This window comes from Rhodopseudomonas palustris HaA2 (genome assembly GCF_000013365.1).
Taxonomy (GTDB): domain Bacteria; phylum Pseudomonadota; class Alphaproteobacteria; order Rhizobiales; family Xanthobacteraceae; genus Rhodopseudomonas; species Rhodopseudomonas palustris_J.
Map to the genome: position 1 here is coordinate 3,394,085 of NC_007778.1, position 26,348 is coordinate 3,420,432.

General features: G+C 66.1%; 21 protein-coding genes. 8 read left to right on the forward strand and 13 right to left on the reverse strand.

Annotated features, from left to right (window positions below):
• Positions 1 to 77: 77 nt before the first annotated feature.
• Together RPB_RS15035 and RPB_RS15040 are read right to left on the reverse strand one after the other, a co-directional pair.
• A complete protein-coding gene (locus tag RPB_RS15035) occupies positions 78 to 1,586 on the reverse strand; it encodes a caspase family protein (protein WP_011441868.1) in 1,509 nt (502 codons plus the stop codon).
• A gap of 153 nt (positions 1,587 to 1,739) precedes the next feature.
• Positions 1,740 to 3,425 (reverse strand): methyl-accepting chemotaxis protein, encoded by a 1,686-nt coding sequence (locus RPB_RS15040; RefSeq protein WP_011441869.1) that lies wholly within the window; start codon positions 3,423 to 3,425, stop codon positions 1,740 to 1,742.
• A gap of 338 nt (positions 3,426 to 3,763) precedes the next feature.
• Between RPB_RS15040 and RPB_RS23840 the strand changes: the two genes are divergently transcribed.
• The 3 genes from RPB_RS23840 to RPB_RS15055 all read left to right on the forward strand — a co-directional run bounded on the left by RPB_RS23840 (position 3,764) and on the right by RPB_RS15055 (position 7,979).
• Positions 3,764 to 4,864 (forward strand): AraC family transcriptional regulator, encoded by a 1,101-nt coding sequence (locus RPB_RS23840; RefSeq protein ID WP_245258231.1) that lies wholly within the window; start codon positions 3,764 to 3,766, stop codon positions 4,862 to 4,864.
• A 390-nt stretch (positions 4,865 to 5,254) separates the two neighbouring features.
• Positions 5,255 to 6,805, forward strand: coding sequence for a DEAD/DEAH box helicase (locus RPB_RS15050; protein ID WP_011441871.1), 1,551 nt, complete (start codon positions 5,255 to 5,257; stop codon positions 6,803 to 6,805).
• Between the two features lie 106 nt (positions 6,806 to 6,911).
• Entirely contained in the window at positions 6,912 to 7,979 is a 1,068-nt protein-coding gene (locus RPB_RS15055; RefSeq protein ID WP_085978200.1) for a GGDEF domain-containing protein, read from the forward strand.
• 8 nt (positions 7,980 to 7,987) lie between these two features.
• Here RPB_RS15055 and RPB_RS15060 read toward each other — a convergent pair whose 3' ends face one another.
• The 9 genes from RPB_RS15060 to RPB_RS15100 form a co-directional block, all read right to left on the reverse strand.
• Positions 7,988 to 8,389: a TfoX/Sxy family protein gene (locus RPB_RS15060; protein ID WP_011441873.1), complete on the reverse strand. Its 402-nt coding sequence runs from the start codon at positions 8,387 to 8,389 to the stop codon at positions 7,988 to 7,990.
• Positions 8,390 to 8,454: 65 nt separating this feature from the next.
• Positions 8,455 to 8,859: a HesB/IscA family protein gene (locus RPB_RS15065; RefSeq protein WP_011441874.1), complete on the reverse strand. Its 405-nt coding sequence runs from the start codon at positions 8,857 to 8,859 to the stop codon at positions 8,455 to 8,457.
• 163 nt (positions 8,860 to 9,022) lie between these two features.
• Positions 9,023 to 9,391, reverse strand: a complete 369-nt coding sequence (locus tag RPB_RS15070) for an SUF system Fe-S cluster assembly protein (RefSeq protein WP_011441875.1) — start codon at positions 9,389 to 9,391, stop codon at positions 9,023 to 9,025.
• Positions 9,388 to 10,632: a cysteine desulfurase gene (locus RPB_RS15075; protein ID WP_041798265.1), complete on the reverse strand. Its 1,245-nt coding sequence runs from the start codon at positions 10,630 to 10,632 to the stop codon at positions 9,388 to 9,390. Before RPB_RS15075 ends, RPB_RS15070 begins: the two co-directional genes overlap by 4 nt.
• Before the next feature lie 231 nt (positions 10,633 to 10,863).
• A complete protein-coding gene (gene sufD, locus RPB_RS15080; RefSeq protein ID WP_011441877.1) occupies positions 10,864 to 12,177 on the reverse strand; it encodes a Fe-S cluster assembly protein SufD in 1,314 nt (437 codons plus the stop codon).
• A gap of 19 nt (positions 12,178 to 12,196) precedes the next feature.
• The gene (sufC, locus tag RPB_RS15085) at positions 12,197 to 12,955 is read right to left on the reverse strand and encodes a Fe-S cluster assembly ATPase SufC (protein ID WP_011441878.1); all 759 of its coding nucleotides are present in this window, start codon (positions 12,953 to 12,955) and stop codon (positions 12,197 to 12,199) included.
• Positions 12,956 to 13,011: 56 nt separating this feature from the next.
• Positions 13,012 to 13,230 (reverse strand): hypothetical protein, encoded by a 219-nt coding sequence (locus RPB_RS15090; RefSeq protein WP_011441879.1) that lies wholly within the window; start codon positions 13,228 to 13,230, stop codon positions 13,012 to 13,014.
• Positions 13,231 to 13,314: 84 nt separating this feature from the next.
• The gene (sufB, locus tag RPB_RS15095; RefSeq protein WP_011441880.1) at positions 13,315 to 14,811 is read right to left on the reverse strand and encodes a Fe-S cluster assembly protein SufB; all 1,497 of its coding nucleotides are present in this window, start codon (positions 14,809 to 14,811) and stop codon (positions 13,315 to 13,317) included.
• Positions 14,812 to 14,893: 82 nt separating this feature from the next.
• A complete protein-coding gene (locus tag RPB_RS15100; RefSeq protein WP_011441881.1) occupies positions 14,894 to 16,060 on the reverse strand; it encodes a cysteine desulfurase family protein in 1,167 nt (388 codons plus the stop codon).
• 243 nt (positions 16,061 to 16,303) lie between these two features.
• Here RPB_RS15100 and RPB_RS15105 point away from each other — a divergent pair, with 243 nt between their 5' ends.
• Positions 16,304 to 16,951, forward strand: a complete 648-nt coding sequence (locus RPB_RS15105; RefSeq protein ID WP_011441882.1) for an alpha/beta hydrolase — start codon at positions 16,304 to 16,306, stop codon at positions 16,949 to 16,951.
• Positions 16,952 to 17,123: 172 nt separating this feature from the next.
• On the opposite strand, the gene RPB_RS15110 is transcribed toward RPB_RS15105, so the two are convergent.
• Positions 17,124 to 18,227: an anhydro-N-acetylmuramic acid kinase gene (locus RPB_RS15110; protein WP_041798266.1), complete on the reverse strand. Its 1,104-nt coding sequence runs from the start codon at positions 18,225 to 18,227 to the stop codon at positions 17,124 to 17,126.
• 157 nt (positions 18,228 to 18,384) lie between these two features.
• Here RPB_RS15110 and tyrS point away from each other — a divergent pair, with 157 nt between their 5' ends.
• The 3 genes from tyrS to RPB_RS15125 all read left to right on the forward strand — a co-directional run bounded on the left by tyrS (position 18,385) and on the right by RPB_RS15125 (position 21,704).
• The gene (tyrS, locus tag RPB_RS15115; protein ID WP_011441884.1) at positions 18,385 to 19,641 is read left to right on the forward strand and encodes a tyrosine--tRNA ligase; all 1,257 of its coding nucleotides are present in this window, start codon (positions 18,385 to 18,387) and stop codon (positions 19,639 to 19,641) included.
• 77 nt (positions 19,642 to 19,718) lie between these two features.
• Complete coding sequence (locus RPB_RS15120) at positions 19,719 to 20,945, forward strand: MFS transporter (RefSeq protein ID WP_011441885.1); 1,227 nt, start codon at positions 19,719 to 19,721, stop codon at positions 20,943 to 20,945.
• 192 nt (positions 20,946 to 21,137) lie between these two features.
• Positions 21,138 to 21,704, forward strand: coding sequence for a cytochrome b (locus RPB_RS15125; protein ID WP_011441886.1), 567 nt, complete (start codon positions 21,138 to 21,140; stop codon positions 21,702 to 21,704).
• Positions 21,705 to 21,740: 36 nt separating this feature from the next.
• Here the strand turns inward: RPB_RS15125 and RPB_RS15130 are convergent, their stop codons facing one another.
• On the reverse strand, positions 21,741 to 25,475 hold the full coding sequence (locus RPB_RS15130) for a YhdP family protein (protein WP_011441887.1): 3,735 nt from the start codon (positions 25,473 to 25,475) through the stop codon (positions 21,741 to 21,743).
• A 190-nt stretch (positions 25,476 to 25,665) separates the two neighbouring features.
• On the opposite strand from RPB_RS15130, the gene RPB_RS24200 reads away from it, so the two are divergent.
• Complete coding sequence (locus tag RPB_RS24200) at positions 25,666 to 26,334, forward strand: peroxiredoxin (RefSeq protein ID WP_011441888.1); 669 nt, start codon at positions 25,666 to 25,668, stop codon at positions 26,332 to 26,334.
• Positions 26,335 to 26,348: the final 14 nt, after the last annotated feature.

Below are 26,348 nucleotides of genomic sequence, written 5' to 3' on the forward strand. Positions count from 1 at the left end.
CGACGAGCGATTTTGCCGGATCACGCGTGGGCACGGCGCTGCGCGCCTTTGCCCACCCTACCCGGCTTTCCACCCCCTCACCGCCGGAACGTCTTGATCTCCGACACCGAGCCGTCGCGATAGGTCAGTTCGACCGACACCGACTTCACGCCGGGCGACAATTTCAGATAGGGCGTGGCGCTGCTCGGGATCGCGACCGGGTCGCGCAGGTCGCAGGCGGGCAGTTTCAGCACCTTGTCGGGCACCGCGCTGTCGATGCCGATCCTCACCTCGCGGATCGCGCAGCGATACGACATCAGATGCGTGTAGTAGACCAGCAGGCCGTTGTAGTCGCGAAACGACAGCCAGCTCGTCGCGGTCATGTCGAGGATCTTGCGCTGGTCGCGCAGCAATGCAGCCTCCGGCTCGAACCGGATCGGAAACGGCCCCTGCGTCTCGCCGAGCGCATCGACATAGCGCACCTCGATGGTCGAGGCCTGGGCATCGGCGGGGAGCTGGATCGACGGGTTCGGCATCCGCTTGCGGGTGCGCGGATCGAGCGTGTCCATGAAGCCGGTCTCGCGGAACTCGCCGCTGTCGCCGAGCCGCCAGGAGATGCCGAGCGTCGGATCAGCGATCGAGAACACCACGGTCCAGCCGCCATTGTGGCGGGAGAAGCTGGCGATCGGCGCGTTGAGACTCTCCGAGGTCGGCGGCTTCAGCGGCGCCACCGGCGGCAGCGCGGCGACCTTCTGCGGCGGCGCGGCGGACGCTACCGGCGCGGCCGCGGCTGCGGCGGGCTTCGCCGCGCCGTTCAGAAACACGTCGTCGACCATCTGGTCGAAATACACCGGCACCTGCCGATGGCCGACGGTGTCGGCCATCTCGCTGACGGCGCGGCGCGTCCGCTGCGCGACCTGCACCAGGTTCTCGCCGGGATCGAGCAGTTGCTTGGCGAACACCCGGGTGAACACCGAATTCGGATCGGCGTCGGTGTCCGACAGCCGGTCGAGCGCGGTCTGCCGCGGCCCGGCCGAGAACACCGAGAACACGCCCTCGGGCAGCGTCGTCATCGGCGCCAGCCCGCCGCGGCCACTCAGCGCGCGGACGCCGCGGCGCTCGAACGGATTGTTGCGGCAGGCGTCGAACACCAGGATCGCAGTGCGCGCGCCGCGATTCTGCAGCCGCTCGACGATGCGGTCGGCGAGCACCGAGGCGTCGCGGACCAGCTCCTCCTGGCCTTCGGTCGCCGCCGGCACATCGGTCGGCAGCAGGAAGTTCTGGCCGGAAATTTCGAAACCGTGGCCGGCGTAGAAGAAGAACGCTGTGTCGCCGGGCTCGATCGCCTGATCGAACGCCAGCAGGCTCTGGCTGAATGCCGTGCGGTTCTGATTCTCCGCCACCATCACCTGAAAGCCGAGCGTGCGCAGCGCGTCGCCCATGGTGCGGGCGTCGTTCACCGCTTTCTGCAGCTTCGGAACGTTGCGATAATCGTTGTTGCCGACCACCAGCGCGACGCGCTTGGCGGCCTCGGCGGGCGCGCTGCCGATCAGCACCGCGGCGATCATCCCGATCGCCGATAGTCCCCACCGCGCCAGCGATCGCATTCAGAAGTCCCCGAACAGCAAGACGGCCGGATCGCGCCGCCTGCGCCATAGTCGGTCAAAACCCGAAGCGGGTTCAACCGAAAATGGCGCATCGCAGGCGATCCGGCCTTGGGGGTGGCGCGGACCTGGGGGAGGTCCGCGCCACGTCCGCGCTCACGCTGCGCGGACGGTCTCGAGGAACTTGCCGACTTCGAGCTTGAGGCGGTTGCTGTCGTTGGCGAGCGACTGCGCCGCCGACAGCACCTGGCTCGACGCCGAGCCGGTTTCGCTGGCGCCGCGCTGGACGTCGATCACGCTCGACGACACCTGCTGGGTGCCCTGCGCCGCCTGCTGCACGTTGCGCGAAATCTCCTGCGTCGCGGCGCCCTGCTCTTCCACCGCCGAGGCGATGGTCGAGGCGATCTCGGACATCTTGCCGATCGTCGCGCCGATTTCCCGAATCGCCGACACCGACTGATCGGTCGCGGCCTGGATGCCGCTGATCTGCTGGCTGATCTCGCCGGTCGCCTTCGCGGTCTGTTCGGCGAGCGCCTTCACCTCAGAGGCGACCACCGCGAAGCCGCGCCCGGCATCGCCGGCGCGCGCCGCCTCGATGGTGGCGTTGAGCGCCAGCAGGTTGGTCTGGCCGGCGATGGTGTTGATCAGGTCGACCACGTCGCCGATCCGCGCCGCGGCGGTGGACAATTCGCCGACGCGCTCGTTGGTGATCTGCGCCTGGCCCACGGCTTCCCGGGCGATGCGTGCGGACTCCTGCACCTGGCGGCTGATCTCGGTCACCGACGACGCCATCTCCTCGGTCGCGGACGCCACCGACTGCACGTTGGCGGAGGCCTGCTCGGACGCCGCCGCGACCGTTGTCGTCACTTCCTGGGCGTGGCGCGCGTTGGAGGTCAGCGTCGTCGCGGAAGCTTCCAGTTCGGTCGACGCCGACGACACCGTCTGGATCACCTCGCCGACCGCGGCTTCGAAGTCGTGCGCCAGCTTGTTCATGTCCTGCTTGCGCTGCGCCGCGAGCTTGAGGTCCTGCTCGACCTTGGCTTCGGCCTCCTGCTTCGCCTTGTCGGCGAGCATCGTCTTGATGCCTTCGACGGCATTGGCAGTCTGACCGATTTCGTCGCGACGCTCGGTGCCAGAGATCACGACCGTCTCACCGCGGGCCATCGCCTGCAGATCGCCGACCAGCCGCCCGATCGGACGCGCGACGCCGAACTGCACGATCGCGAAGGCGATCGCCAGCACCGCGAGGAAGGCGCCGCCGATCATCAGCACGGTGAGGCGGATGGCGCTCGCCACGTCGGCGGAAATGCCCTGCTGACGCGCATGGATGTCCTTGTCGATACGGACTGTGATCGCAGTCTGCGCCACACGCAACGCCTGGTTGTCGTCCCCCATGCTTTTCGCCAGCTTCACGGCCGCTTCTTTCTGATTGGCCATGGCCGCCTTCTCGACGAGTACGTATTTGGCCACGACGACGTCCTCGAACTGCCGCACGATGCGGTCGAAATCCGCCGCATAGGTGGGAAGCCCCTTCTTGGCCTCGGCGATGTAGTCGACGAATTCTCTCTGCGCCGCCGCGGCCTCCTGACTGACCTTCTGCAGCTCGGCCTGATCGGTCTCCGCGATCACGCGCCAGGACAGCCGACCGAGATTGTAGACGCGCGCATTGGCCCGGATGTTGGCCTTCATGCTCTGCACATCCCTGTCCAGCATCTCGGCATACAGCCGCTCGATCTCGCCCATTTTCGCCGCAGCGAACCAGACGCCACCCGCGACCACGACGCTGAGCAGCACAAAACATGCGAGAATTTTGTAGAGGATCTTGACGTTGGAAAGTTTCACGGCCGTGCCCCATGTTGAGATTTCAGGCGACGCCCCAATTGCGGACGTCGATGCTATCGACGGCGGTCGGCAGCTCAGCCGGTGACGTCGCCATTGGTCGGTGAAGTGGCGCAACAACAGCGCATGTCCGGTCACATCTCGCGAACCGCGCAATCGCAAGGCTTTGGTGAACGCGCGACGTCGGATTCCGTGGTCAGCAAGGGAGCGACAAAATGCGCGTTGCAGGCGATGAAGCTCAGATCATAGTCGGCATTGGCATCCCTCGATCGCGATTCTGAATCAACGGGATCAGCATGAGGCCAAACACATAATCTCACGTGTGTACGAATTCGGTCAGAATGGACAAACGGCACGACCTGATTGACATAGCTCAAGCCGACGACGACGCTGGCGCCGAACTAACAGGCATCCGTCGATCGCTGTACGCAATGCCACCGCCGTCCGACGCTCATTCGACCTGCCAGACACCTCCCACCGAGCTACTGAAGGACTTCGCGATCCTTCGCACCAATGATCCGGACACCGCGCGCAAGCTGGTCTGGAGTCGGTTCGGCCTCAATCTATCGACGCCGAGGATTGAAGGATTCTTCTCCCGGGCCAACATCGCGGAACTGCCAAATGTTTCGCTATATTTCTGCGCCAACTCCACGCCCGTCGCGCTGCAGATCCCGAACAGCAAGGGCGCTCATGTGCACCTGTGCCTGCGCGGCCGCGGCACGCTGATACATGACCGCCGCCGCATCGAGATCGGCGAAGGCGAGGCGTTCGTCTGTTCGCCCGGCAAGCCTGCTTTGCTCGATTTCGCCGCAGGCTATGAGGAACTGGCGCTGCACGTCCCGGTGCCGATGCTGGAGCGAACCTTCGCCGCGCTGACCGGGTTGGGGCCGCACACGACGATCGCGTTCGAGCCCGAGATCATCACCGACGATCCGCACTATGCAGGCTTCCGCGATCTCGTGCTGCTGCTCGCCGGAAGCCTCGATGCCGCATTCTCCGCCTGGCCAAAGGCGACGATCGCGCAACTCGAGCTGGCCTGCGTGTCGCAACTTCTGTACTGCACATCGCACAATCTCCGTCGCGTGCTCTGTCCGGAAGATTTCGGCGCGGTGCCCAGCCTGGTCCGCATCGCCGAGCATTATATCGAGAGCCGCTGCGAGTCCGACGCCAGCGTCGACGATATTGCGCGAGCGTGCGCCGTCAGCGTCTCGACTCTGACCCGGATGTTTATGAAGTACCGCGGCTACTCGCCCGCCGCTTTCATCAAGCGCGCCAAACTGGCGCGCGCCAGACAGTTACTCGAATCCCGCGCAGCCAGCACGGTGGTCGGCGTCGCGCTGCGCTGCGGCTTCGCCAATCCGAGCCGCTTCGCCAAGGACTATCGCGAGGCGTTCGGGGAGTCGCCGACCGAGACGCTGCGGCGACGGCGACCGCAAGACTGACGATCGACGGCTTCGATCCGCTGATCGCCTCCGTCTTGCGCATCACCCGCGACCGCGCTCCGTCGCCGGAGTCGGCTTCCCCCGGCCGCGCTGCTCAAAATGCCGCCAGAAACGCCGTTTCATTAAGTGTTTCGAGCGGTTTCATGCGCCGCCGCATTGACTTTGGCCGATTCCGGCCTATGTTCCGGCCTTGAAGCGGCCCGGTATCGAAGCGCGATGCCCGTTGTGCCGTCTGTCAGCGATCAGACTTCCCCGTGCAACAATGCGTGCCGCTCCGGGGTTGGGCGCGACAGCCTATTTCCAGATTCAAGGCGGCGGTTTCGACCAATGGCGTGATCCCGAACTCCGAAATTTCGGTCCGGGTCAGGTTGCGCCGACAACAGAGGCTCAATGTCCTTCAACAATCTCGGCCTTTCAGACAAGGTCCTCGCCGCTGTCGCAGCCAGCGGCTACACGACGCCCACCCCGATCCAGGAACAGGCGATCCCCCACGTGCTCGCCCGGCGAGACGTCCTCGGCATCGCCCAGACCGGCACCGGCAAGACCGCGGCGTTCGTGCTGCCGATGCTGACGATGCTGGAAAAGGGCCGCGCCCGCGCGCGGATGCCGCGCACCCTGATCCTCGAGCCGACCCGCGAGCTCGCCGCCCAGGTCAAGGAACAGTTCGACAAATACGGCGCCGGCCAGAAGCTCAACGTCGCTTTGCTGATCGGCGGCGTCTCGTTCGGTGATCAGGACCTCAAACTCACCCGCGGCGTCGACGTGCTGATCGCCACCCCGGGCCGCCTGCTCGACCACACCGAACGCGGCGGCCTGCTGCTCACCGGCGTCGAGATGCTGATCATCGACGAAGCCGACCGGATGCTCGACATGGGCTTCATTCCGGACATCGAGCGGGTCTGCAAGCTGGTGCCGTTCACCCGCCAGACGCTGTTCTTCACCGCGACGATGCCGCCGGAAATCCGCCGCGTCACCGAGACCTTCCTGCACAATCCCGAGAAGATCGAAGTCTCCAAGCCGGCTTCCACCGCCGTGACGGTGGCGCAGTCGCAGGTGGCCTGCGGTCGCGAGCCGCACGAGAAGCGCGAGACCTTGCGCAGCCTGATCCGCGCCGCCACCGACCTGCAGAACGCGATCATCTTCTGCAACCGCAAGCGCGAAGTGGCGTTGCTGGCGAAATCGCTGCAGAAGCACGGCTTCAGCGTCGGCGCGCTACACGGCGACATGGACCAGAGCGCCCGCACCGCGGCGCTGGATCAATTCCGCAAGGGCGAATTGCCGATCCTGGTGGCCTCGGACGTCGCCGCGCGCGGCCTCGACATTCCGGAAGTCAGCCACGTCTTCAATTTCGACGTGCCGCATCATCCCGACGACTACGTCCATCGCGTCGGCCGCACCGGCCGCGCCGGACGGCTCGGCACCGCGATCTCGATCGTCGCGCCGTCCGACCAGAAATCGATCGCCGCGATCGAGAAGCTGATCGGCAAGGAAATCCCCCGCGTCGACGCCGGCCCGGTCGGCGAAGCCGACCGCGAGCAGGCCGAAGACACCGACCGGCCCGCGCGGTCGTCGCGGCGCTCGTCCGAATCGCGCAGCCGCGAAGTGCGGGGCGAAGACCGCCCGGCCCGCGAGTCGCGTGGCCCGCGGCGCGAACCGCGCGGCGAGGGACGTGGCGAAGCGCGCCCTGCGCGTGAGCCGCGGGAGGCCCGCGCACCGGTCGAGGCCCGTGAGGCGCCCCGTGAGGTTCGCGAGCCGCGTGAACCGCGCGAGGCCCGCAAGCCGCGCCGCGAACCGCGCAACGCGCCGGCGGCGCCCGCCGCCGCGCCGGCTGCCCATGCCTCGTTCGGGTCGGCGCCGCCGGCACGCGACCTGTCGTCCGAGCCGGGCGACCATTCGCATCTGCCCGCCTTCCTGCTGCGTCCTGTGCGCGCACGGGGCTGACGCGCGGTCGTTTGACCCGGGACATTTACCCGGCATTCACCCTCGCAACGTAGCCTTGCAACCGTTGATGCAGGGTTGGGGGCAGTCCCCCCACGACGGGGAGCATCTGGCCGCCATGCAGAATGACCACGAACGCAGCATGGCGTATGCCGAGCTGGCGCTGAACCAGATCCGGGCGCTGCGGCAGGGCGCGATGCCGCGCAACTACGAGATCTGGTACGTCTACGCCACCGGCTACAACGCCGAGCTCAACAAGGCGATCAACGAGGCGCTGGCCCAGAACGGCCGGCTGTCGGACGCCGACCTCGAGCAGCTACACGATAGCTATTTGTCGCACGGCCGCACCCACGAGCGCATCGACCGGATCGGCGCCCGCGTCGTCAACGAGATCGACGACATGATGTCGCTGCTGTCCGATGCGCTCGGCACCACCGCGACGTTCGGCGACAACCTGCAGGGCGCGAGCCAGAACCTGTCGATCGCCACCGACCACGAGCAGATCAAGGCGATCATCGAGCGGCTGGTCGGGTCGACCCGCGAGATGCAGCAGGCCAACCACGCCCTCGAAGAGCGGCTGTCCTCGTCGCGGCAGGAAATCACCAATCTGCAGGCCAGCCTCGAGGCGATCAGCGCCGAGAGCCTGACCGATCCCTTGACCGGCCTCGGCAACCGCAAGCATTTCGACCGCGTCGTCACCGAAGCGGTGCGCAGCGCCACGGTGAGCCGGCTGCCGCTGTCGCTGCTGATGATGGACATCGATCACTTCAAGTCGTTCAACGACAATTACGGCCACCTCACCGGCGATCAGGTGCTGCGGCTGGTCGGCATGACGTTGAAGCAGAGCATCAAGACCAAGAACGTCCCGGCGCGCTACGGCGGCGAGGAATTCGCCGTGGTGCTGCCGGACACGCCGCTGCGCCAGGCGCTGATGGTCGCCGACGACATCCGCCGCGTGGTGATGTCGAAGGAATTGAAGAAGAAGTCGACCGGCGAGATCCTCGGCCGGGTGACGCTGTCGGCCGGCGTCTCGACGCTGAAGCCGGACGACGACGCCGACGCGCTGATCGAACGCGCCGACGCCTGCCTGTATTCGGCCAAGCGCAACGGCCGCAACCGGGTGATCTGCGAAACCGATCCTGAATTCCGCAGCGTCGCGCCCGCCAAGGTCGCGTAGCGCCGCAACTAAGCTCCGCGCTGCCGCACGCGCTTCGGCTTCGCGGCGCTGGCCGCCGCGCGCGGCTTGCTCTTCGGCTTCCGCGTCTTCGTCAGCGCCGCGCGCTCCGCCGCCGCGAGCGACGCCCGCGCCCATTGCGCCAGTTCGTCGGGATCGTCGAGCAGCCGGTCCGGCAGCCGCCAATACGAACCGACCGTCACCGTGCGCAGCCGCGTGGTGTAGTGGAACGGCGCCGTGCCCTCGGCCTGGAAACGCGGAATCGTCTCGGCGTCGGCGCGCAGATAAATCGCGCCCTGGATCACCAGCGCGAAATTGACGCCGTCGGCGGAGATGCCGAAGCCGGAAAACATCCGGCGGATCGTCACCGGCCCGAACGGCGAAAACAAATCGATGAGGAATTCGCGGTCCATCGGCGCCCCCGCCGCTCTCGACCCGTCACCGGGTCTACCCCCGTGCGATCGCGACGGCGGACGCCTCAGCCGTCGACGTTGGCCGGCACCAGCTCGACCGACTCGCCGCAGCCGCAGGCCGAGATCTGGTTCGGATTGTTGAACACGAACTGCGCCTGCATCTTGTCGGCCTTGTAGTCCATCTCGGTGCCGAGCAGGAACAGCACGGCCTTGGGGTCGATCAGGATCTTGACGCCCTTGTCCTCGATCACCTCGTCGGTCGCCTGCAGATCGCGGGCGTATTCCACCGTGTAGGACTGGCCGGCGCAGCCGCCGTTCTTGATGCCGACGCGCAGCCCGACGATCTCGCCGTCGGCGCGCGACATCAGGTCCTTGACGCGGGTCGCGGCGGCCTCGGTCAGGCGCATCACCTGCGGCCGCGGGCGGCGCGCGGGCTTGGTCGGGGTCGTTGCTGGTGTCGTCTCGGTCATCGTTTCCATCCTCGTGGCGGTTCAAGGCCGCCCGGTTGGTTGATTATCTAAGACCCTCACCCCGTCATTGCGAGCGAAGCGAAGCAATCCAGTTCAGTGCACGGGGCATGGATTGCTTCGTCGCTGCGCTCCTCGCAATGACGGCGAGGCCTCGCACGTCACCTCACCACATATTCAGCACGAGCCGCGCCTCGTCGCTCATCCGCTCCGGCGTCCACGGCGGCTCCCAGACGATGGCGACGTTGACCACGCCGACGCCGGGCACGGTGGCGACCGCGTTCTCGACCATGGTCGGCAGTTCCGCCGCCGCTGGGCAGTTCGGCGTCGTCAGCGTCATGTCGACGTCGACGGTGCGGTCGTCCTTGATCTCGACCTTGTAGATCAGGCCGAGTTCGTAAATGTCGGCCGGAATTTCCGGGTCGAACACCGTCTTCAGCGCCGCGACGATCTCGGTGCCGAGCCGCTCGGTCTCCTCGGGCGGCAGCGCCGAGACGGTCTGCATATTGGCCTTGGCTTCGATCGTATCGGTCATGCGAACAGGTCCCGCGCCTTGATCAGCGCATTAGCGAGTTGGTCGACTTCCTCACGGGTATTATACATGCCGAACGACGCCCGGCACGTCGCCGTGACCTGGAACCGCTCCAGCAACGGCATCACGCAATGGGTTCCCGCCCGCACCGCGATGCCCTGGCGGTCGATCACGGTGGCGATGTCGTGCGGGTGCGCGCCCTTCATCTCGAAGGAAATCACCGGCCCCTTGCCCTTGGCGGTGCCGATGATGCGCAGCGAATTGATCTCGCGCAATCGCTGTTCCGCATACGTCAAAAGATCGTGTTCGTGCGCGGCGATGCGCTCCTTGCCGATCGAATTGACGTAGTCGATCGCCGCCCCGAGCCCGACCGCCTCGACGATCGCCGGGGTGCCGGCCTCGAACCGGTGCGGCGGGTCGCCGTAGGTCACCCAGTCCTGCGCCACTTCGCGAATCATCTCGCCGCCGCCGTTGAACGGCCGCATCTTGGCGAGGACGTCGTATTTGCCGTACAGCACGCCGATCCCGGTCGGGCCGTACAGCTTGTGGCCGGTCATGATGTAGAAATCGCAGTCGATGTCCTGGACGTCGATGGTGAGATGCACCGCGCCCTGGCTGCCGTCGACCAGCACCGGAATGCCGCGGTCGTGCGCCAGCTTCACCACCTCTTTCACCGGCACGATGGTGCCGAGCGCGTTCGACATCTGCGTGATCGCGACCAGCTTGGTCTTCGGCGACAGCAGCTTCTCGAATTCGTCGATCAGGAAATTGCCGTCGTCGTCGACCGGCGCCCATTTGAGAACAGCACCCTGACGTTCGCGCAAGAAGTGCCACGGCACGATGTTGGAATGGTGCTCCATGATCGAGAGCACGATCTCGTCGCCCTCGCCGATATTCGGCGCGCCGAACGACGACGCCACCAGATTGATCGCCTCGGTGGCGTTGCGGGTGAAGATGATCTCTTCCGGCCGCTTGGCGTTGAGGAAATGCTGCACGCGGGTGCGACCGCCCTCATAGGCTTCGGTCGCCGCGTTGGCGAGATAATGCAGCCCGCGATGCACATTGGCGTATTCGCTCTCATACGCCTTGGTCATCCGCTCCAGCACGGCGCGCGGCTTCTGCGCCGAGGCGGCGTTGTCGAGATACACCAGATCCTTGCCGTAAACCTTCAGCGCCAGCGCCGGAAAATCCTCGCGGACTTTGGCGACGTCGTAGGACCCATTCGAAACCGCGGGATGCGCCATGTCAGGCCTTCCAACTCGAGAGCGATCGCAGCAGTGCCGCATCGACTCCCTCTCCCCGCGCGCGGGGAGAGGGCTGGGGTGAGGGGGCGTGTCCGCGAGGCCGAGACTCGGCGAGACGCCCCCTCACCCGGATCATCGCTACGCGACGATCCGACCTCTCCCCGCACGCGGGGAGAGGTGAAGTGCGTGCTCGCTTCTGGCTCCGGGACGCCGACTGCATGATTGTCCGCCCTACCCCCGCGCCGCCAGCCAGCGCTCGGCGGCGCCGATCGCGAGTTCGCGCAGATTGTCGTCGGCGATCGCCTCGATCGCCTCGCCGACGAAGGCCTGGATCAGCAGCGCCTCGGCCTCCTTCTCGGCGAGACCGCGCGCGCGCAGATAGAACAGCAGTTGATCGTCGAGCGCGCCGATCGCGGCGCCGTGGCCGCAGGTGACGTCGTCGGCGAAGATCTCGAGTTCCGGCTTGTTGTCGGCCTCGGCCTCGTCGGAAAGCAGCAGCGCCCGCGTCATCATCTTGGCATCGGTCTGCTGCGCCGGCTGGCGCACATTGATACGGCCCTGGAACACCGAGTGTCCGCGATCATCGGCCACCGCGCGAAACCCTTCGCGGCTGACGCAATGCGGCACGTCGTGATTCATCACCAGCGTGGTGTCGGCATGCTGCTTGCCGTTCAACAGATTGACGCCGTTGGTCTCGACCTGCGCGTGCTCGCCGGCGATCGTCACGGTCGACGAATAGCGGCTGACCAGCGCGCCGGTCGCGATTCCGACGACGTTGTAGTGTGCATGCGCGCCGACGCGCACTTCGGCGGCGGCGATGCTGAACGCCTCGCGCGAATCTTCGATCAACCGGACGTGATCCAGCCGCGCGCCGTCGCCGATCGCGATCACCGCCGCGTCGTGGACCTGATAGACGCCGGCACCCTCGCTCGCGACATAGCTTTCGACCACCGTCGCGGCGGCATTGTTGCCGATCGAAATCAGCGAGCGCGTGAACATCGCCGCGGGTGCGCCACCGGACGCGATGTGGAGAATGTGCAGCGGCCGCGCCGGCTTGGCACCGTCGGCCACCTCGATCACCACGCCGTCGGTCATCAGCGCGGTGTTGAGCGCCGTCATCGGATTGGCATTGTCGAGCGACAGCAGCCGGTCGTCGCCGGCGTCGAGCGCATCGCGCAGGCTGCGGATCGATAGCCCGGCCTCCAGCGCCGTCAGATCGGACAGCGACGGCACCAGCGCGCCGTCGACCAGCACCAGCCGGCGCACGCCGTCGATCGCATGCAGCTTCACCGCCGCTTCGGCGCGCGCCAGCGCAGCCGCATCCGGCGCCGGCGCCACCGGCAGCACCTCGCGCATCAGCGCGCGCAGGTCGGTGTACTTCCAATCCTCGATCCGGCGATGCGGCAGGCCGATGCGCTGGAACGCGGCCAGCGCGTCGCGGCGCGCGTCGGCGACCTGGCCGGCATCCGGCTGGCGCGCGACGACGCTGGCCAAATTCGCCCCGGCCATATCCATCTTGTCGGTCTTCGCCACTGCGATATTCATCTGATCCGTCCGATCCGCCTCAGGCCGCCGCGTCCTGATATTGCGCGTAGCCATTGGCTTCGAGTTCGAGCGCCAGCTCCTTGCCGCCGCTCTTCACCACCTTGCCGCGCGACATCACATGCACGAAGTCCGGCACGATGTAGTCGAGCAGCCGCTGATAATGCGTGATCACCACCATCGCCCGGTCCGGCGTGCGCAGCGCGTTGACGCCTTCGGAGGCGATGCGCAGCGCGTCGATGTCGAGGCCGGAATCCATCTCGTCGAGGATGCACAGGCTCGGCTGAAACAGCGCCATCTGCAGCACTTCGTTGCGCTTCTTCTCGCCGCCGGAGAAGCCGACATTGACGCCGCGCTTCAGCATCTCCTGCGGAATGCCGAGCGAACCCGCCACTTCACGCACGCGCTTGAGGAAATCCGGCGTCGACAGTTCGGCTTCGCCGCGCGACTTGCGCTGCGCGTTCAGCGCGGTGCGCAGGAACGTCATCGTCGCCACGCCGGGAATTTCGACCGGATACTGAAATGCCAGGAACACGCCCTTGGCGGCGCGCTCGTCCGGCGCCATCGCCAGCAGATCCTCGCCCTTGAACAGGATCTCGCCGCCGGTGACTTCGTAGCCCGGCTTGCCGGCGATCACATGCGACAGCGTCGACTTGCCGGAGCCGTTCGGCCCCATGATCGCGTGCACCTCACCCGGATTCACGCTGAGCGTCAGCCCATGCAGGATCTCGCGCTCGGCGACGCGGACCTGGAGATTCTTGACTTCGAGCAATGCGGACATCGGTGCTTCCTTTATCTCAGTCGGAGATACGCGACGCGCGCGCCATCCCCGTAAATTCAATCCACGAGATCGAGCCGCTTTTCGATGCGGTCGAGACGGGTTTTGATCACGGCGATATCGCTGTGATCGTGTTCAACGAGGGTCACCAAGCCGGCGAGATACTGTCGGACGGTGGTCATCTCCGCACTCATCGTGCTGATCCGGTCCGACATCTTGGCCATATCGCCCCGGATCTCGCGAAGATACTCAAGCACAAGATTGTCCGGCTCGACCATCACCCACCTCCGTCCTTCTCTCCAACACGGCTATCGGCGGACTTTGCTTTGTTGGCCAGCGCCAAAACGTCCTTGTCGTTTTGGTTAGCCGACGCTCCCCTCGAGCGAGATCGAGATCAACTTCTGCGCTTCCACCGCGAATTCCATCGGCAGTTGCTGCAGCACGTCCTTGACGAAGCCGTTGACGACGAGGCCGACGGCCTCCTCCTGGCTGAGGCCACGCTGGACGCAGTAGAACAGCACGTCCTCGGAAATCTTCGACGTGGTGGCTTCGTGCTCGAACAGCGCCGAGGAATTCTTCGCCTCGATATACGGCACAGTGTGCGCGCCGCACTGGTCGCCGATCAGCAGCGAATCGCAGGCGGTGAAGTTGCGCGCGCCCTTAGCCTTGCGATGCGCGGTGACGAGGCCGCGATAGGTGTTCTGCGATCGGCCTGCGGCGATGCCCTTGGAGATGATCCGGCTGGTGGTGTTGTTGCCGAGGTGGATCATCTTGGTGCCCGAATCGACCTGCTGATAGCCGTTCGAGATCGCGATCGAGTAGAACTCGCCGCGCGAATTATCACCGCGCAGGATGCAGCTCGGATATTTCCAGGTGATCGCCGAACCGGTCTCGACCTGGGTCCAGGAGATCTTGGAATTATTGCCGCGGCAATCGCCACGCTTGGTGACGAAATTGTAGATACCGCCCTTGCCTTCCGAATTGCCCGGGTACCAGTTCTGCACCGTCGAGTACTTGATCTCGGCGTCGTCGTGCGTGACCAGTTCGACCACCGCGGCGTGCAACTGGTTCTCGTCGCGCTGCGGCGCGGTGCAGCCTTCGAGATAAGAAACGTAGGAGCCCTTGTCGGCGATGATCAGCGTGCGCTCGAACTGGCCGGTGTTGCGCTCGTTGATGCGGAAATAGGTCGACAGCTCCATCGGACAGCGCACGCCCGGCGGCACGTAGACGAACGAGCCGTCGGAGAACACCGCGGAGTTCAACGTCGCGTAATAATTGTCCGACGTCGGCACCACGGTGCCGAGATATTTCTTCACCAGGTCGGGATGTTCTTTGATCGCTTCCGAGATCGGCATGAAGATCACGCCGGCCTTCTTCAGCTCGGCCTGGAACGTGGTCGCCACCGAGACCGAATCGAACACCGCATCGACCGCGATCTTGCGGCTCGGCGTGTTCGGCTCGCCCGGCCGCGGCTCGACGCCTTCCAGCAGCGCGACTTCACGCAGCGGAATGCCGAGCTTCTCGTAGGTCTTCAGGATCTCGGGATCGATCTCGTCGAGCGAGCCGATCGTCTTCTTCGGCTTCGGCGCCGAATAGTAATAGAGATCCTGGAAATCGATCTTCGGGTAGTCCACCCGCGCCCAGGTCGGCTCGGTCATGGTCAGCCAGCGACGATAGGCCTCGAGCCGCCACTGCAGCATCCAGTCCGGCTCGTTCTTCTTCGCTGAGATGAAGCGGACGATGTCTTCCGAAAGCCCCTTCGGGGCCTTGTCGGATTCGATCAGCGTCTCGAATCCATATCGATATTGATCGACGTCGATCTGGCGAACCCGATCGACGGTCTCTTGGACGGCAGCCATTTAAACCTCCGCTCGCGGTTTCAAGGACCGCGGTGGATCTACTGGAACATGCTTACACGATCCGGCGCGGGATGAAACCCTCTTAGAACCGTTCAAGCTCTGTTTCATGATCCCTTTTAGTTAGGTTGCCCGCAAGCTTTCGCCAAGCCTTCAAGCATCGATCAATGTCGGATTCGCTACTCGACCAGCCGAGACTGAGCCGTATCGCCGACTGAGCAAGTTCCGGACCAAACCCCATCGCCTCCAGCACATGCGACGCGCGAACTTTGCCCGACGAACACGCGGAGCCGGACGACACCGCGACGCCGGCGAGGTCGAAGCCGATCACCGCGGTCTCGGCGCGCAATCCGGGCAGCGCGACCAGCGTGGTGTTCGGCAGCCGCGGCACGGATTCGGCGATGATGACGCTGCCTTCGGTTTGCCTCAGGTTTGCCTCGAGCCGATTCCGCAGGTTTTCGATCCGCGCCATGTCGGATTCCATCCCCGCCATCGCCGCCGCAACCGCCGCGCCGAAGCCTGCGATCCCGGCGACATTCTCGGTTCCGGCCCGCCGACCCAGCTCCTGGCCGCCGCCCCGCAGCAGAGGCTCCAGACCGGCCAGCCGCTCCGTCAACACGAGAGCGCCGACACCGGTCGGCCCGCCCAGCTTGTGTGCCGACAGCGACACCAAGTCGGCTCCCAATTCATTGACCGTGAACGGGATTTTCCCCAGCGCCTGAATCGCATCGACATGCAGCAGGCCGTCCGCGGCATGGACGATTTCAGCAATCGCCGGAAGGGGTTGCAGCGCGCCGGTCTCGTTGTTGGCGAGCATCACCGACACCAGCGCCGGGTGCCCGCCGGCCAGCAACCCGCGCAGGTGATCCAGATCGACAACGCCTTCACGTGAGACTTGAACGGTCGCGACGCTGCCGTGCGGAAACCGCCCGCCGGTCAGCACCGAAGCATGTTCGATCGCCGAAACGACAAGCTGCTCAATGCGTTGGGAGCCGATCCCGAGTCCGGGCGTGAGCGCCAGCGTGTTGGCCTCGGTGCCGCCTGACGTAAACACGACATTGCGCGGCGCGGCCCCGACCGCCGCCGCGACCATCGCCCGCGCCTGCTCGACCAGCCCACGCGCAGCCCGGCCCTCGGCGTGAATCGAGGAGGGGTTGCCTGCCAGCTCCATCGCCGCGGCCATCGCCGCCCGCGCCTGCGGCCGCAGCGGCGTCGTCGCATTCCAGTCGAGATACACCCGGTCGGCCGTCACGAATTTCCTGTCCTTCTGTAACAGCCTGAGCCGGTTCCATTTTTTAGAACCCGCGATCCGGGGTCGGATCTGGCGCGCTGCCCTGTTCAATATGCTTGCAATTGGCCCTGCGCTCCATGCTAGAACGCATCTCCCCGTTCATCCCGCCGTTGCCTGATCTGCCGGACGGCGGCCAACGGCCGTTTTGGCAGGGCCCGCGTGCGCCCGACGCGCCGGCCCACCCCAATCTACCAAGGATCGCTGATGCCTGAAGTCATTTTCACCGGTCCCGCAGGCCGCCTCGAGGGCCGCTACCACCCCGCCAAGCAGAAGAACGCGCCGATCGCGATGGTGTTGCACCCGCATCCGCAGTTCCGCGGCAGCATGAACCACCCGATCGTCTATCAGGTGTATTACGCCTTCGTGGCGCGCGGTTTCTCGGTGCTGCGCTTCAATTTCCGCGGTGTCGGCCGCAGCCAGGGGTCGTTCGACCACGGCACCGGCGAATTGTCCGATGCTGCCTCGGCGCTCGACTGGGCCCAGACCATCAACCCCGAGGCGCGCGCCTGCTGGGTCGCCGGCTTCTCGTTCGGCGCCTGGATCGGCATGCAGCTCCTGATGCGGCGGCCCGAGGTCGAGGGCTTCATCTCGATCGCGCCGGAGCCGAATCGCTACGATTTCTCGTTCCTGGCGCCCTGCCCGTCGTCCGGCCTGATCGTGCACGGCGAAAAGGACATCGTGGCGCCCGCCAAGGACGTCAACACGCTGGTCGAAAAGCTGAAGACCCAGAAGGGCATCATCATCGACCAGCAGACCATCCCCGGCGCCAACCACTTCTTCGAGGACAAGATGGAGCCGCTGATGGAGACGGTGACGTCCTATCTCGACATGCGGCTGGCCAACGTCCGCTGACGCTTCCGCCCGTCATTGCGAGGAGCACCCGGATCGGCGCTGCGCGCCGTCCGGGCACAGGCTCCGCGACGAAGCAATCCAGCTCCGTGCACTGCGCTCTGGATTGCTTCGCGGAGCCTGTCATCGGGCGGCGCTTCGCGCCGACCCGTTGGCTCGCAATGACGCAGAAGGACTACGGTCGCGCCAGCAGCCCGCCGGTCATCGGGAACGACACCCCGGTGGTCGCCGGATAGCTGAGCGGCAGGCCTTTCAGGCCGCGCGCGGCCAGGAATCCAAAGGCCTGCGCCTCCATCGCATCGGCCGACCAGCCGAGCGCGTCGGCGCTTTCGACCCGCGCCGGCTCGAGTTGCTCGCGCAGCATCCGCATCATCGTCAGATTGCGCGCACCGCCGCCCGTGATCACGAAGCTGGTCGGCGGCTTCGGCAGCAGCGGCACGATGGCCGCGATCGCGCCCGCGGTAAACGCCGTCAACGTCGCCGCGCCATCGGCCGGCGACCAATCGCGCAATCCCAGCGAGGCGAAGTCGTTGCGGTCGAGCGATTTCGGCGGCCGCTGGGCGAAGAACGGATGCTGCAGGGCGTCCGCGATCCAGCCTTCGTCCGCTGTGCCCTGGGCCGCGAGCCGGCCCTCACAATCGAACGGCTTGCCGATCGCGCGGAACACGAAATCGTCGAGCAGCGCATTGCCAGGCCCTGTATCGCAGGCGATCAGCGCATCGTTTCCGTCGATATAGGTGACGTTGGAGACGCCGCCGATATTGACCACCACGATCGGCCCATCGCGGCCGAGCGATTGCGCCAGCGCGCGGTGATAGACCGGGACGAACGGCGCCCCCTGCCCGCCGGCCGCGACATCGGCCGCGCGAAAATCGTGCATCACCGGAATCCGGATCGCCTTCGCCAGTGCCTGGGCGTCGCCGATCTGCACCGTCAATTTGGCCGCGGGCCGGTGCAACACGGTCTGGCCGTGGAAGCCGACGATGTCGATGGCGCCGGCGGTGATCCGGTTCTGCGCGACGAAGGCCGCGACCGCCTCGGCGTGTGCGATCGTCACTGCGCGCTCGGCCTCGGCGAGGATGCCCGGCCGCGCGTCACGGCGGTCGAGACCGGTCGCCTCCGCCAGAGCCTGGCGCAGCAGGCCGCGCTCGGTCTCGGTATAGGGGCGATAGCCGGAGGGGCCGAGCGCCGCCACGTGCCGGCCGTCGGTCTTGATCAGGGCGACGTCGACCCCGTCGAGCGACGTCCCGCTCATCAGTCCGATCGCCGTCATCATCATGGCAACGCGCCTTTCCGGCAGCCGAGGAAGGTCCAACTTGTGTCAAACACCCAGTTCTTATAATGCCACACGGTAACGCGATCGAAAGCCCTTGCAGGCATTCCGCGCTGCCGATCTGCGGCGAGCGTGAAATAACAGTGATCAGAGATCCAAAAAGATGACCGCATTTAAGTCTGATTTTATGAACGTGCTCCAGCAGCGGGGCTTCGTTCATCAGATGTCCGACCCGGAATCGCTGGACGCGCTGGCAGCGCGCGGCGAGGTCGTCGCCTATGTCGGCTACGACTGCACCGCGCCGTCGCTGCATGTCGGTCATCTCTTGTCGATCATGATGCTGCACTGGCTGCAGGCCACCGGCAACAAGCCGATCGCGCTGATGGGCGGCGGCACCACGCGCGTCGGCGATCCGTCCGGCCGCGACGAGACCCGCAAGATCCTCACCTACGACCAGATCGACGCCAACAAGGAGTCGATCAAGGGCACGTTCGCGAAGTTCATCAAGTTCGGCGACGGCGCCAGCGACGCGCTGATGGCCGACAACGCCGAATGGCTGACCAAGCTGAACTACATCGAGATGCTGCGCGACATCGGCCGCCACTTCTCGATCAACCGCATGCTGACGATGGATTCGGTGCGGATGCGGCTCGAGCGCGAGCAGGAGCTGTCGTTCATCGAGTTCAATTACATGATCCTGCAGTCCTACGACTTCGTCGAGCTGGCGCGGCGCTACAATTGCAACCTTCAGATGGGCGGCTCCGACCAGTGGGGCAACATCGTCACCGGCGTCGACCTCGGCCGCCGCATGGGGACGCACCAGCTTCACGCGCTGACTTGCCCGCTGCTGACGACATCGTCCGGCGCCAAGATGGGCAAGACCGCCGCCGGCGCGGTCTGGCTCAACGGCGACATGCTGGCGCCCTACGACTACTGGCAGTACTGGCGCAACACCGAGGACGCCGACGTCGGCCGCTTCCTCAAACTGTTCACGCTGCTGCCGATCGACGAGGTCGAACGGCTGGCGAAGCTGCAGGGAGCCGAGATCAACGAGGCGAAGAAGGTGCTCGCCACCGAGGCGACCGCACTGATGCACGGCCGTGAGACGGCGGAGAAGGCGGAGGCGACGGCGCGGACGACGTTCGAACAAGGCGGCACCGCGCAGGACCTGCCGAGCATCGACGTCACCCGCGCCGAGCTCGACGCCGGGATCGGCGTGCTCGCGGCGTTCGCCGAGAAGGCCGGCCTCGTCGCCTCCAACGGCGAGGCGCGGCGGCAGATCAAGGCCGGCGGCCTGCGGGTCAACGACGTCCTCGTGACCGACGAGAAGATGACGCTGACCCCGGCAGATCTCACCCCTGAGGGCGTGATCAAGCTGTCGATGGGCAAGAAGAAGCACGTCCTGCTCAGGCTCGCATAGCCCCATTCGCCGGCGGCGCTGTTCATTCCGGCGGAAACGCGCTCCATGGAGCCAACGTTTTCGGGAAGGACCGCACCTTGGACCAGCGCGCATCGCAGCGGACCGGCCTCGTCGTGCTCGGCGTGTGCTTCGTGCTGTCGCTGCTCGGCCGCGGCCTGGGCGAGAGCTTCACCGTCTTCCTGCTGCCGATCTCGCAATCGTTCGGCTGGGACCGCGCCGAGGTGGTGTCGATCTATTCGCTGACTGCGCTGTGCAGCGGCATCGCCTCGCCCTTCGTCGGCCGTCTGTTCGACCGCTCCGGCCCGCGCCTCGTCTATATGCTCGGACTGCTGCTGCTCGGCGGCGCCTTCCTCGGTGCGGCCATCGCGCAGCAGCTCTGGCAATTGCAGCTCGCCGTCGGCCTCTGCGTCGGGCTCGGCATCGCCTTCACCGGCACCGTGCCGAACTCGATCCTGCTCGGCCGCTGGTTCGGACCGCGGCTGCCAACCGCGATGGCCGTGGTGTATTCCGCGACCGGCGCCGGCGTGCTGCTGCTGCTGCCGATCGCCCAGCTGCTGATCGAGCGTTCCGGCTGGCGCGGCGCCTACGAGTTGCTGGGCGCGGCGATGCTGCTGCTGCTGGTGCCGCTGCTGATGCTGCCGTGGCGGCGCTATGCCCAGGGTGCGCCGGGCGGCATCGCGGCGCACGCCGCCTCGCTCGACGCACCCGACGACGGCTGGACGCTGCGCGCGGCGATGCGGCACCACGCGTTCTGGGCGCTGTTCGCGACGTTCTTCTTCACCGCGATCGGGATGTACGCGATCGCAGCCCAAGTCGTCGCCTATCTGATCGACGCCGGCTTTCCGCCGCTGCAGGCGGCGACCGCCTGGGGCTTCTCCGGCGTGGTGCTGGTGATCGGCATGCTCGGCGTGAGCTGGCTCGACGGCGTGATCGGCCGCCGGCCCTCGATCCTTTTCTCCTATGCGGTCTCGATCGCCGGCATCGTGATGCTGTGGCTGCTGAAATCCTATCCCGACTACGTCCTGCTGACCGGCTTCGTCGTCTGCTTCGGCAGCATGATCGGCTCGCGCGGCCCGCTGATCACCGCGACCGCGATGAAGCTGTTTCGCGGCCGGCACGTCGGCCTGATCTACGGCACGATCGCGATCGGCAGCGGGCTCGGCTCGGCGTTCGGCTCCTGGTGCGGCGGCCTGATCCACGACCTCAGCGGCAGCTACGACCCGGTGATCGGCTTCGCGCTGGTCGCCGTGCTGCTCGGGATGATTCCGTTTCTGGTGGTGCCGGCGCTGCGCGAGCGGTCCTGATCCGAGCACCTGCAATATATTCGCAAAAACGCATGTTATCGCCGGCGGATTGCGGCAATGCGACGCCGCCAATCAGAAAATCGTGTACGGCGATTTGCGCTCGATCAGCGCCCCGGCGCTCCCGGCGCGCAAGATAGCGTAGCGGCTATTCGCGCCGCTGCCATTCGCGCGCCCAAACTGTTCGGAGACATCATGACCACGACCACCTTTGAATCCACGGGGAAGAGCCCGAGCACGTATGGCGGCTTCGCCGTCGCCCTTCATTGGCTGATCTTCTTCGCCGTGATCGCGCTGTTCGCCTCCATGAATTATGCCCAGGGCCTGGAGAAAGCCGACCCGCTGCGCGGCACGCTGTACAATTGGCACAAGGCGATCGGCACGGTGGTGCTGGGCCTCGCGGTGCTGCGCGTTCTGTGGATCAGGATCCACGGTGCGCCGGACCTGGTGCCGTCGCCGCGGATCACCGAGGTGATCGCCCGGATCAGCCACGGCCTGCTGTATCTGCTGCTGATCGCCCTGCCCGCCACCGGCGTCGGCATGACGCTGTTCTCCGGCCGCGGCATCGATCTGCTCGGCATCCCGCCGCTGCTCGAAGCCAACAAGGCGGTGGCCGGCGCACTGCACGCGGCCCACGGACCGCTGTTCCTGGCGACGGTCATCGTGGTGTTCATCCACGTCATCGGCGCGCTGTGGCATCAATACGGCCGCCACGACGCCACGCTCGGCCGCATGGTGCCCTGGCTGCGCGTCAAGGAGTGAGCGCCTCGCGCCTCACCACGACGATTGCATTGCGGATCAATTCGGCGGCGCCGGGAAATCGGCGCCGCTGTTCTGCCGGCCGGTGTTGAATTCGAAGATCTTGCGCAGCACGCCGGGCGCCATCGCCGAGATCGGATTGACGCGCAGCACCGGCTGCCCCGGCGTCCCGACGACCTCATAGGTCACGCCGATCAGGCCCTCGTTGCTGCCGCCGCCGAGAAACAGGCCGACGATCGGGATCTGCCCGAACATGTTGTTCAAACCATACATCGGCACGAAGGTGCCGCTCATCCGGACCTGGTTGGCGGGATAGTCGATCGAGCCCTCGATCGTCGCACCGATCGTCGGCCCCTTCACCACGCCGTCGCGCACCGACAGCTGGCCGTTGTCCCGGGTGAACTCGGCCCGCAGCCGTGAGAACGCCACCCCCGTCGACGTGCCGCCGGGCGCGCCGGCGGCGGCGCGCTCGAGGGCGGCCTCTCCCTTGACGGTGAAGTCGCGGACGTTGATCAGCCCTTCCTTCTGGCGGGGCTCCGCGGTCGGCGGCTCGACCGCCAGCGCAAGCTGGCCGCCGTACATTTTCGAGTAGGTGTCGGAGAAGCGCAGGAATGCGCCGGCGTCGTTGGTCTCGAGAGCGATCACCTCGCGGCCGCGATTCTTGCCGCGCAATTCGGCGGTGATCGGCGTATCGCGGCCGAGCTTGCCGCTCAGCGTGAAGGTGCGGAATGCACCGTTGCGGCGGACCATTTTGACGTCGAGGCTGCGCAGCGCCTCGCCGAAATAGCCTGCGACAGCGCCGAGCTTGAGATCGAGATCGAAATCGAGGCTCTTGGTCTTGGCCTTCGGTTCGGCCTGGGTGCCCGACAGCGCCGACTTGATGAAACCGCGGCCGTCGAACACGTCGCCGCGCATCACCACCTTGAGCACGCCGTCCTGGCCGCGCTCGGCCTTCAGCGTCGTCTTGTCGCCTTCGGAGGGCGAATACACCGGAAAGTTCGCGTTGATCAGGTCGCCGTCGCCATCGACTTCGAGCGAGCCCTTGATCAGCGTGCCGTTGCCTTCGATCTGAATGTCCTCGAACCGGATCGCCTGCGGCTTCTGAATGACGTTGAACGTCGCGCGGGTCGTCTTGCCCGACGGCTTGGTCCAGCCGGGCAGGATGTTGTCGAGCTTCAGGGCGGTGAGGTCCGCGTCGATACCGAACTTGGTCTCGTGGTCGCTGTCGCCGATCTTGCCGACCAGCTTCACAGGCACGGCGCCGGAAACCGCGCTGCCGAGATCGAGCCCCAACTTGGCGCGACTGGCGTCATCCAGCGTCGACTGCAACCGGACATCGGCCTCGCCCTGCGCCGGCTTGCGATAGTCGAGCGTCGCGGGCTGCCCGTTGATCTTGACGTCGCCCTTGACCTGATAGCCCTGATTGTTGGCGTTCACCTTCAGCGTGTTCGCCTCGAGCTTCTGCCCCATCACCAGCTTGTCGGCGGAAAAGCCGGTGACGTCGGCATTGATCGAATAAGTGGTGTCGGCCTTGGTCAGTTCGCGCTGGATCGGCATGCCGAGCATGACCTGCGCGCTGACGGCGCCCTTGCTGGTGTTGGGATCCATCGGGACGTCGCTGACGTCGCTGAGCCGGCCCGACGACAGCACCTCGGCGACGGCCGGCACCGGTGCGTCCAGCTTGAACTTGATCCGCGACGGCGACGGCTTCGGCGCCATGTCCGGCACCTCGAACAGGATATCCGATAGCGCGATCTTGCGGCCGCTGGGCGTATCGGCGCCGGCTTGCGCGATCGCGACCGCAGCGGTGCGGCCGGTGACGCGAACCCGCATATCTGCGTCGCGCACCCAAGGCATGCCGTCGACCGGGTGGATGGTCGCACCGGTGCCGATGATATTGACCAGCAGCCCTTCGTCCGGAATCGGCGGCCCTCGCCGCGACAGGTTTTTCACCGGTGAATTGACGGCGATATCGATGCTCTGGATCGATCCCTTGTCGATCCGCTCATAGACCCATTCCCGAACTTCCGGCACCACCAGGATCGGCCACATCCGCTTCAGCGCCGACACCGACATCGGCGTACCGGCCAGTCCGAGTTGCAGTCGCGGCTCGCCGCTGTAGTCGATGCTGCCGGAGCCGGCGACGCCGATCTCGCCGTTGTTGATGTCGGCCTGGGTCAGCAGCACCCGGCGATGGTCGGTGTCGAAGCTGACTCGAACGGCGATGCGGTTGAAGATCAGCGGCGCTTCGCCTTCCGCGCCGGGCAGCACGATGGTGCCGCCCGACAAAGCGAGCCGCCAATCCGGTGTACTGCCGTTCGGCGGCTCGAGCGCCGCCAGCAGCGTGACGCGGTTGGCGCCGGCGATGATCTTGAACGGCGCCATCAGCACGCGGCGGTTGGCATCCCATTCGAAATTGAATTCCGCCTGATCGATCGCCATCGGATAATCGGGCGTGTCGTAATCGATCACGGTGCCGGCGCCGGCGACCAGCTTGCCGCGGAAATAGGTCGGCAGACCGTCGCGACCGATTTCACCCTTGAGATCGCCGGTGAGCGGGAAGTCGGCGCCGTAAGTCAGGTTCTTCAGCCGCAGCGCCAGCAGGATGTTGCGCGTGGGCACCTGATTGGCGTGCAACTCGACGGTGCGCACGCCATCCTGAGGCGGACCGACCTGAACCCGCAGCGACCACGCCTTCGCCCCCTCCTCGCCGAAGCTGAGCGCGACGCCGCCGCGGCTGGGACGGCGCAGGCTGAGACTGATGTTCTCGAAGCTCCAGCGATTGCCGCGCTGCTGGTCGTCGACGACGAGATTGCCGTTCTTCAGGCCGATCTCGTTGAGGTTCTGGCCATCGAGCCCCGTCAGGCTCAGGCTGTCGAGCCAATCGAGCCCGGCGAGCAGGCTCTTCATCGCATCGCCGTCCCGGTCGGCCGCAGCGGGCGGCGCCGCACCGCCCGGCTGCGCCGGCGACACTGTGCCGTCTTGTCCGGGCGCCGTGGCAGCGGCGGGCGACTGGCCCGGCAAGGTGAATTCCGGTGGCTTGCGAGTCGAGGCGACGCCAGTCGCAATCGGCCGCTCGGTGTCGCCGGTCGACACCGTCACCTGGCCATCCGGCGTGATCCGGATCGCCAGTTCGGCATCGACCAGGCGCAGACTCTCCGCGCGCAATTTGCCGATCAGCAGGGCGCGGCCCGACAGCCGGACTTCCGCTTTCGGCGCAGTGGCAACAACCACATGGTCGCGGTCGCGCACCACGATATCGCGGATCCGAACCGCGACGCGAATCCGTCCGACCCGCTCGATCTGGGTTCCGCCGACCTCGACGGTGTTGCCGTTGCCGATGTTCTCTTCGATCGCGTCGGCCAGCCAGGGCGTCGCCATATCGAGATTGATCGGTCCGGCACCGAGCCGCAGCCACAGACCACCAAAACCGGCCGCCAGCACGAAGCCGACCACCAGCAGTGCGATCGCCATCCGCCTCAACCAGGGGGCTCCCGACAATCGGTGCTGCCAGCGCCGCATCGAATCGTCCACCCGGTGAAAGCCGAGCCCCCGTCTCGCCAGCAATTTGCGGGCGCGATGGCGCCCGGCCTCCTCGTGCTCGGGATCCCAGCCGCTCTCCTGCCAATGATCGGCGTCGTGGTGGGGATGCGGCCCGGATGCGTTTTGCGATGGGTCGCTGGCCATGGCCTCTCGGTGCACGCGCTTTGTCGCAGCCTGATCGCCGAGGGAGGGTTTTGCGCCGACGCGCAGGATACGCTCCTGTGGCGGCATTTCTGCCCGATCCTCGGTTGAACTCTTGAACTCGCCCGCCGGCCCGCGGCCGACGCAACAATCGGGTGGTCTGGACGCCGAATCCTTGCAACCATATCCCGAGGCCGGCGGATTTGCCCAGCAGCGGCAGTGCCGCAGCGAACTCCGGAGCGCCTTGTTTGACCCGTCGAAAGCGACGAAAGGAAGGCGTATGTCCAAGCAAACGCGCAAGAATCCCTCGAAATCCGAAAGCCTGAAGACGCCGGCGGCGAAATCGGCAGCCGCGGCCGGAATGGCTGCCAAGTCGTCCCCTACCAAGAAGTCGTCCCCCACCAAGACGACCAAGGCCAAGGCGAAGCCGGCGAGCCCGGCCAAGGCCAAAACGCCCGCGGCCAAACCCGCCGCTCCGGCTGTCGCCGGTCTTGCCGAGGGCGCCCAGGCGCCGGCCTTCACGCTGACCCGCGACGGCGGCGAAACCGTCACACTGGCAAGCTTTTCCGGAAAGAAGCTCGTGCTGTTCTTCTACCCGCGCGCCAACACGCCGGGCTGCACCAAGGAGGCGATCGACTTCACCCGACTGAAGCCCGCCTTCGAGACCTGCGGCGCCGCGGTGGTCGGCGTCTCGGCGGATTCGGTCAAGGCGCAGGATTCCTTCCGCGACAAGCACGGCCTGGCGACACCGCTGCTGTCCGACCCCACTCACGCGATGCTCGAAGCGTACGGCGCATGGGGCGAAAAATCCTTATACGGCCGAAAGTTCGAGGGCATTGTTCGCAGTACGGTTCTGATCGGCCGCGACGGTAAAATCGCGCGGGTGTGGCGCAATGTGAAGGTCGACGGCCATGCCGATCAGGTCCTCGCCGCCGCGCAATTGCTGTGACTGCGTTCTCCGAA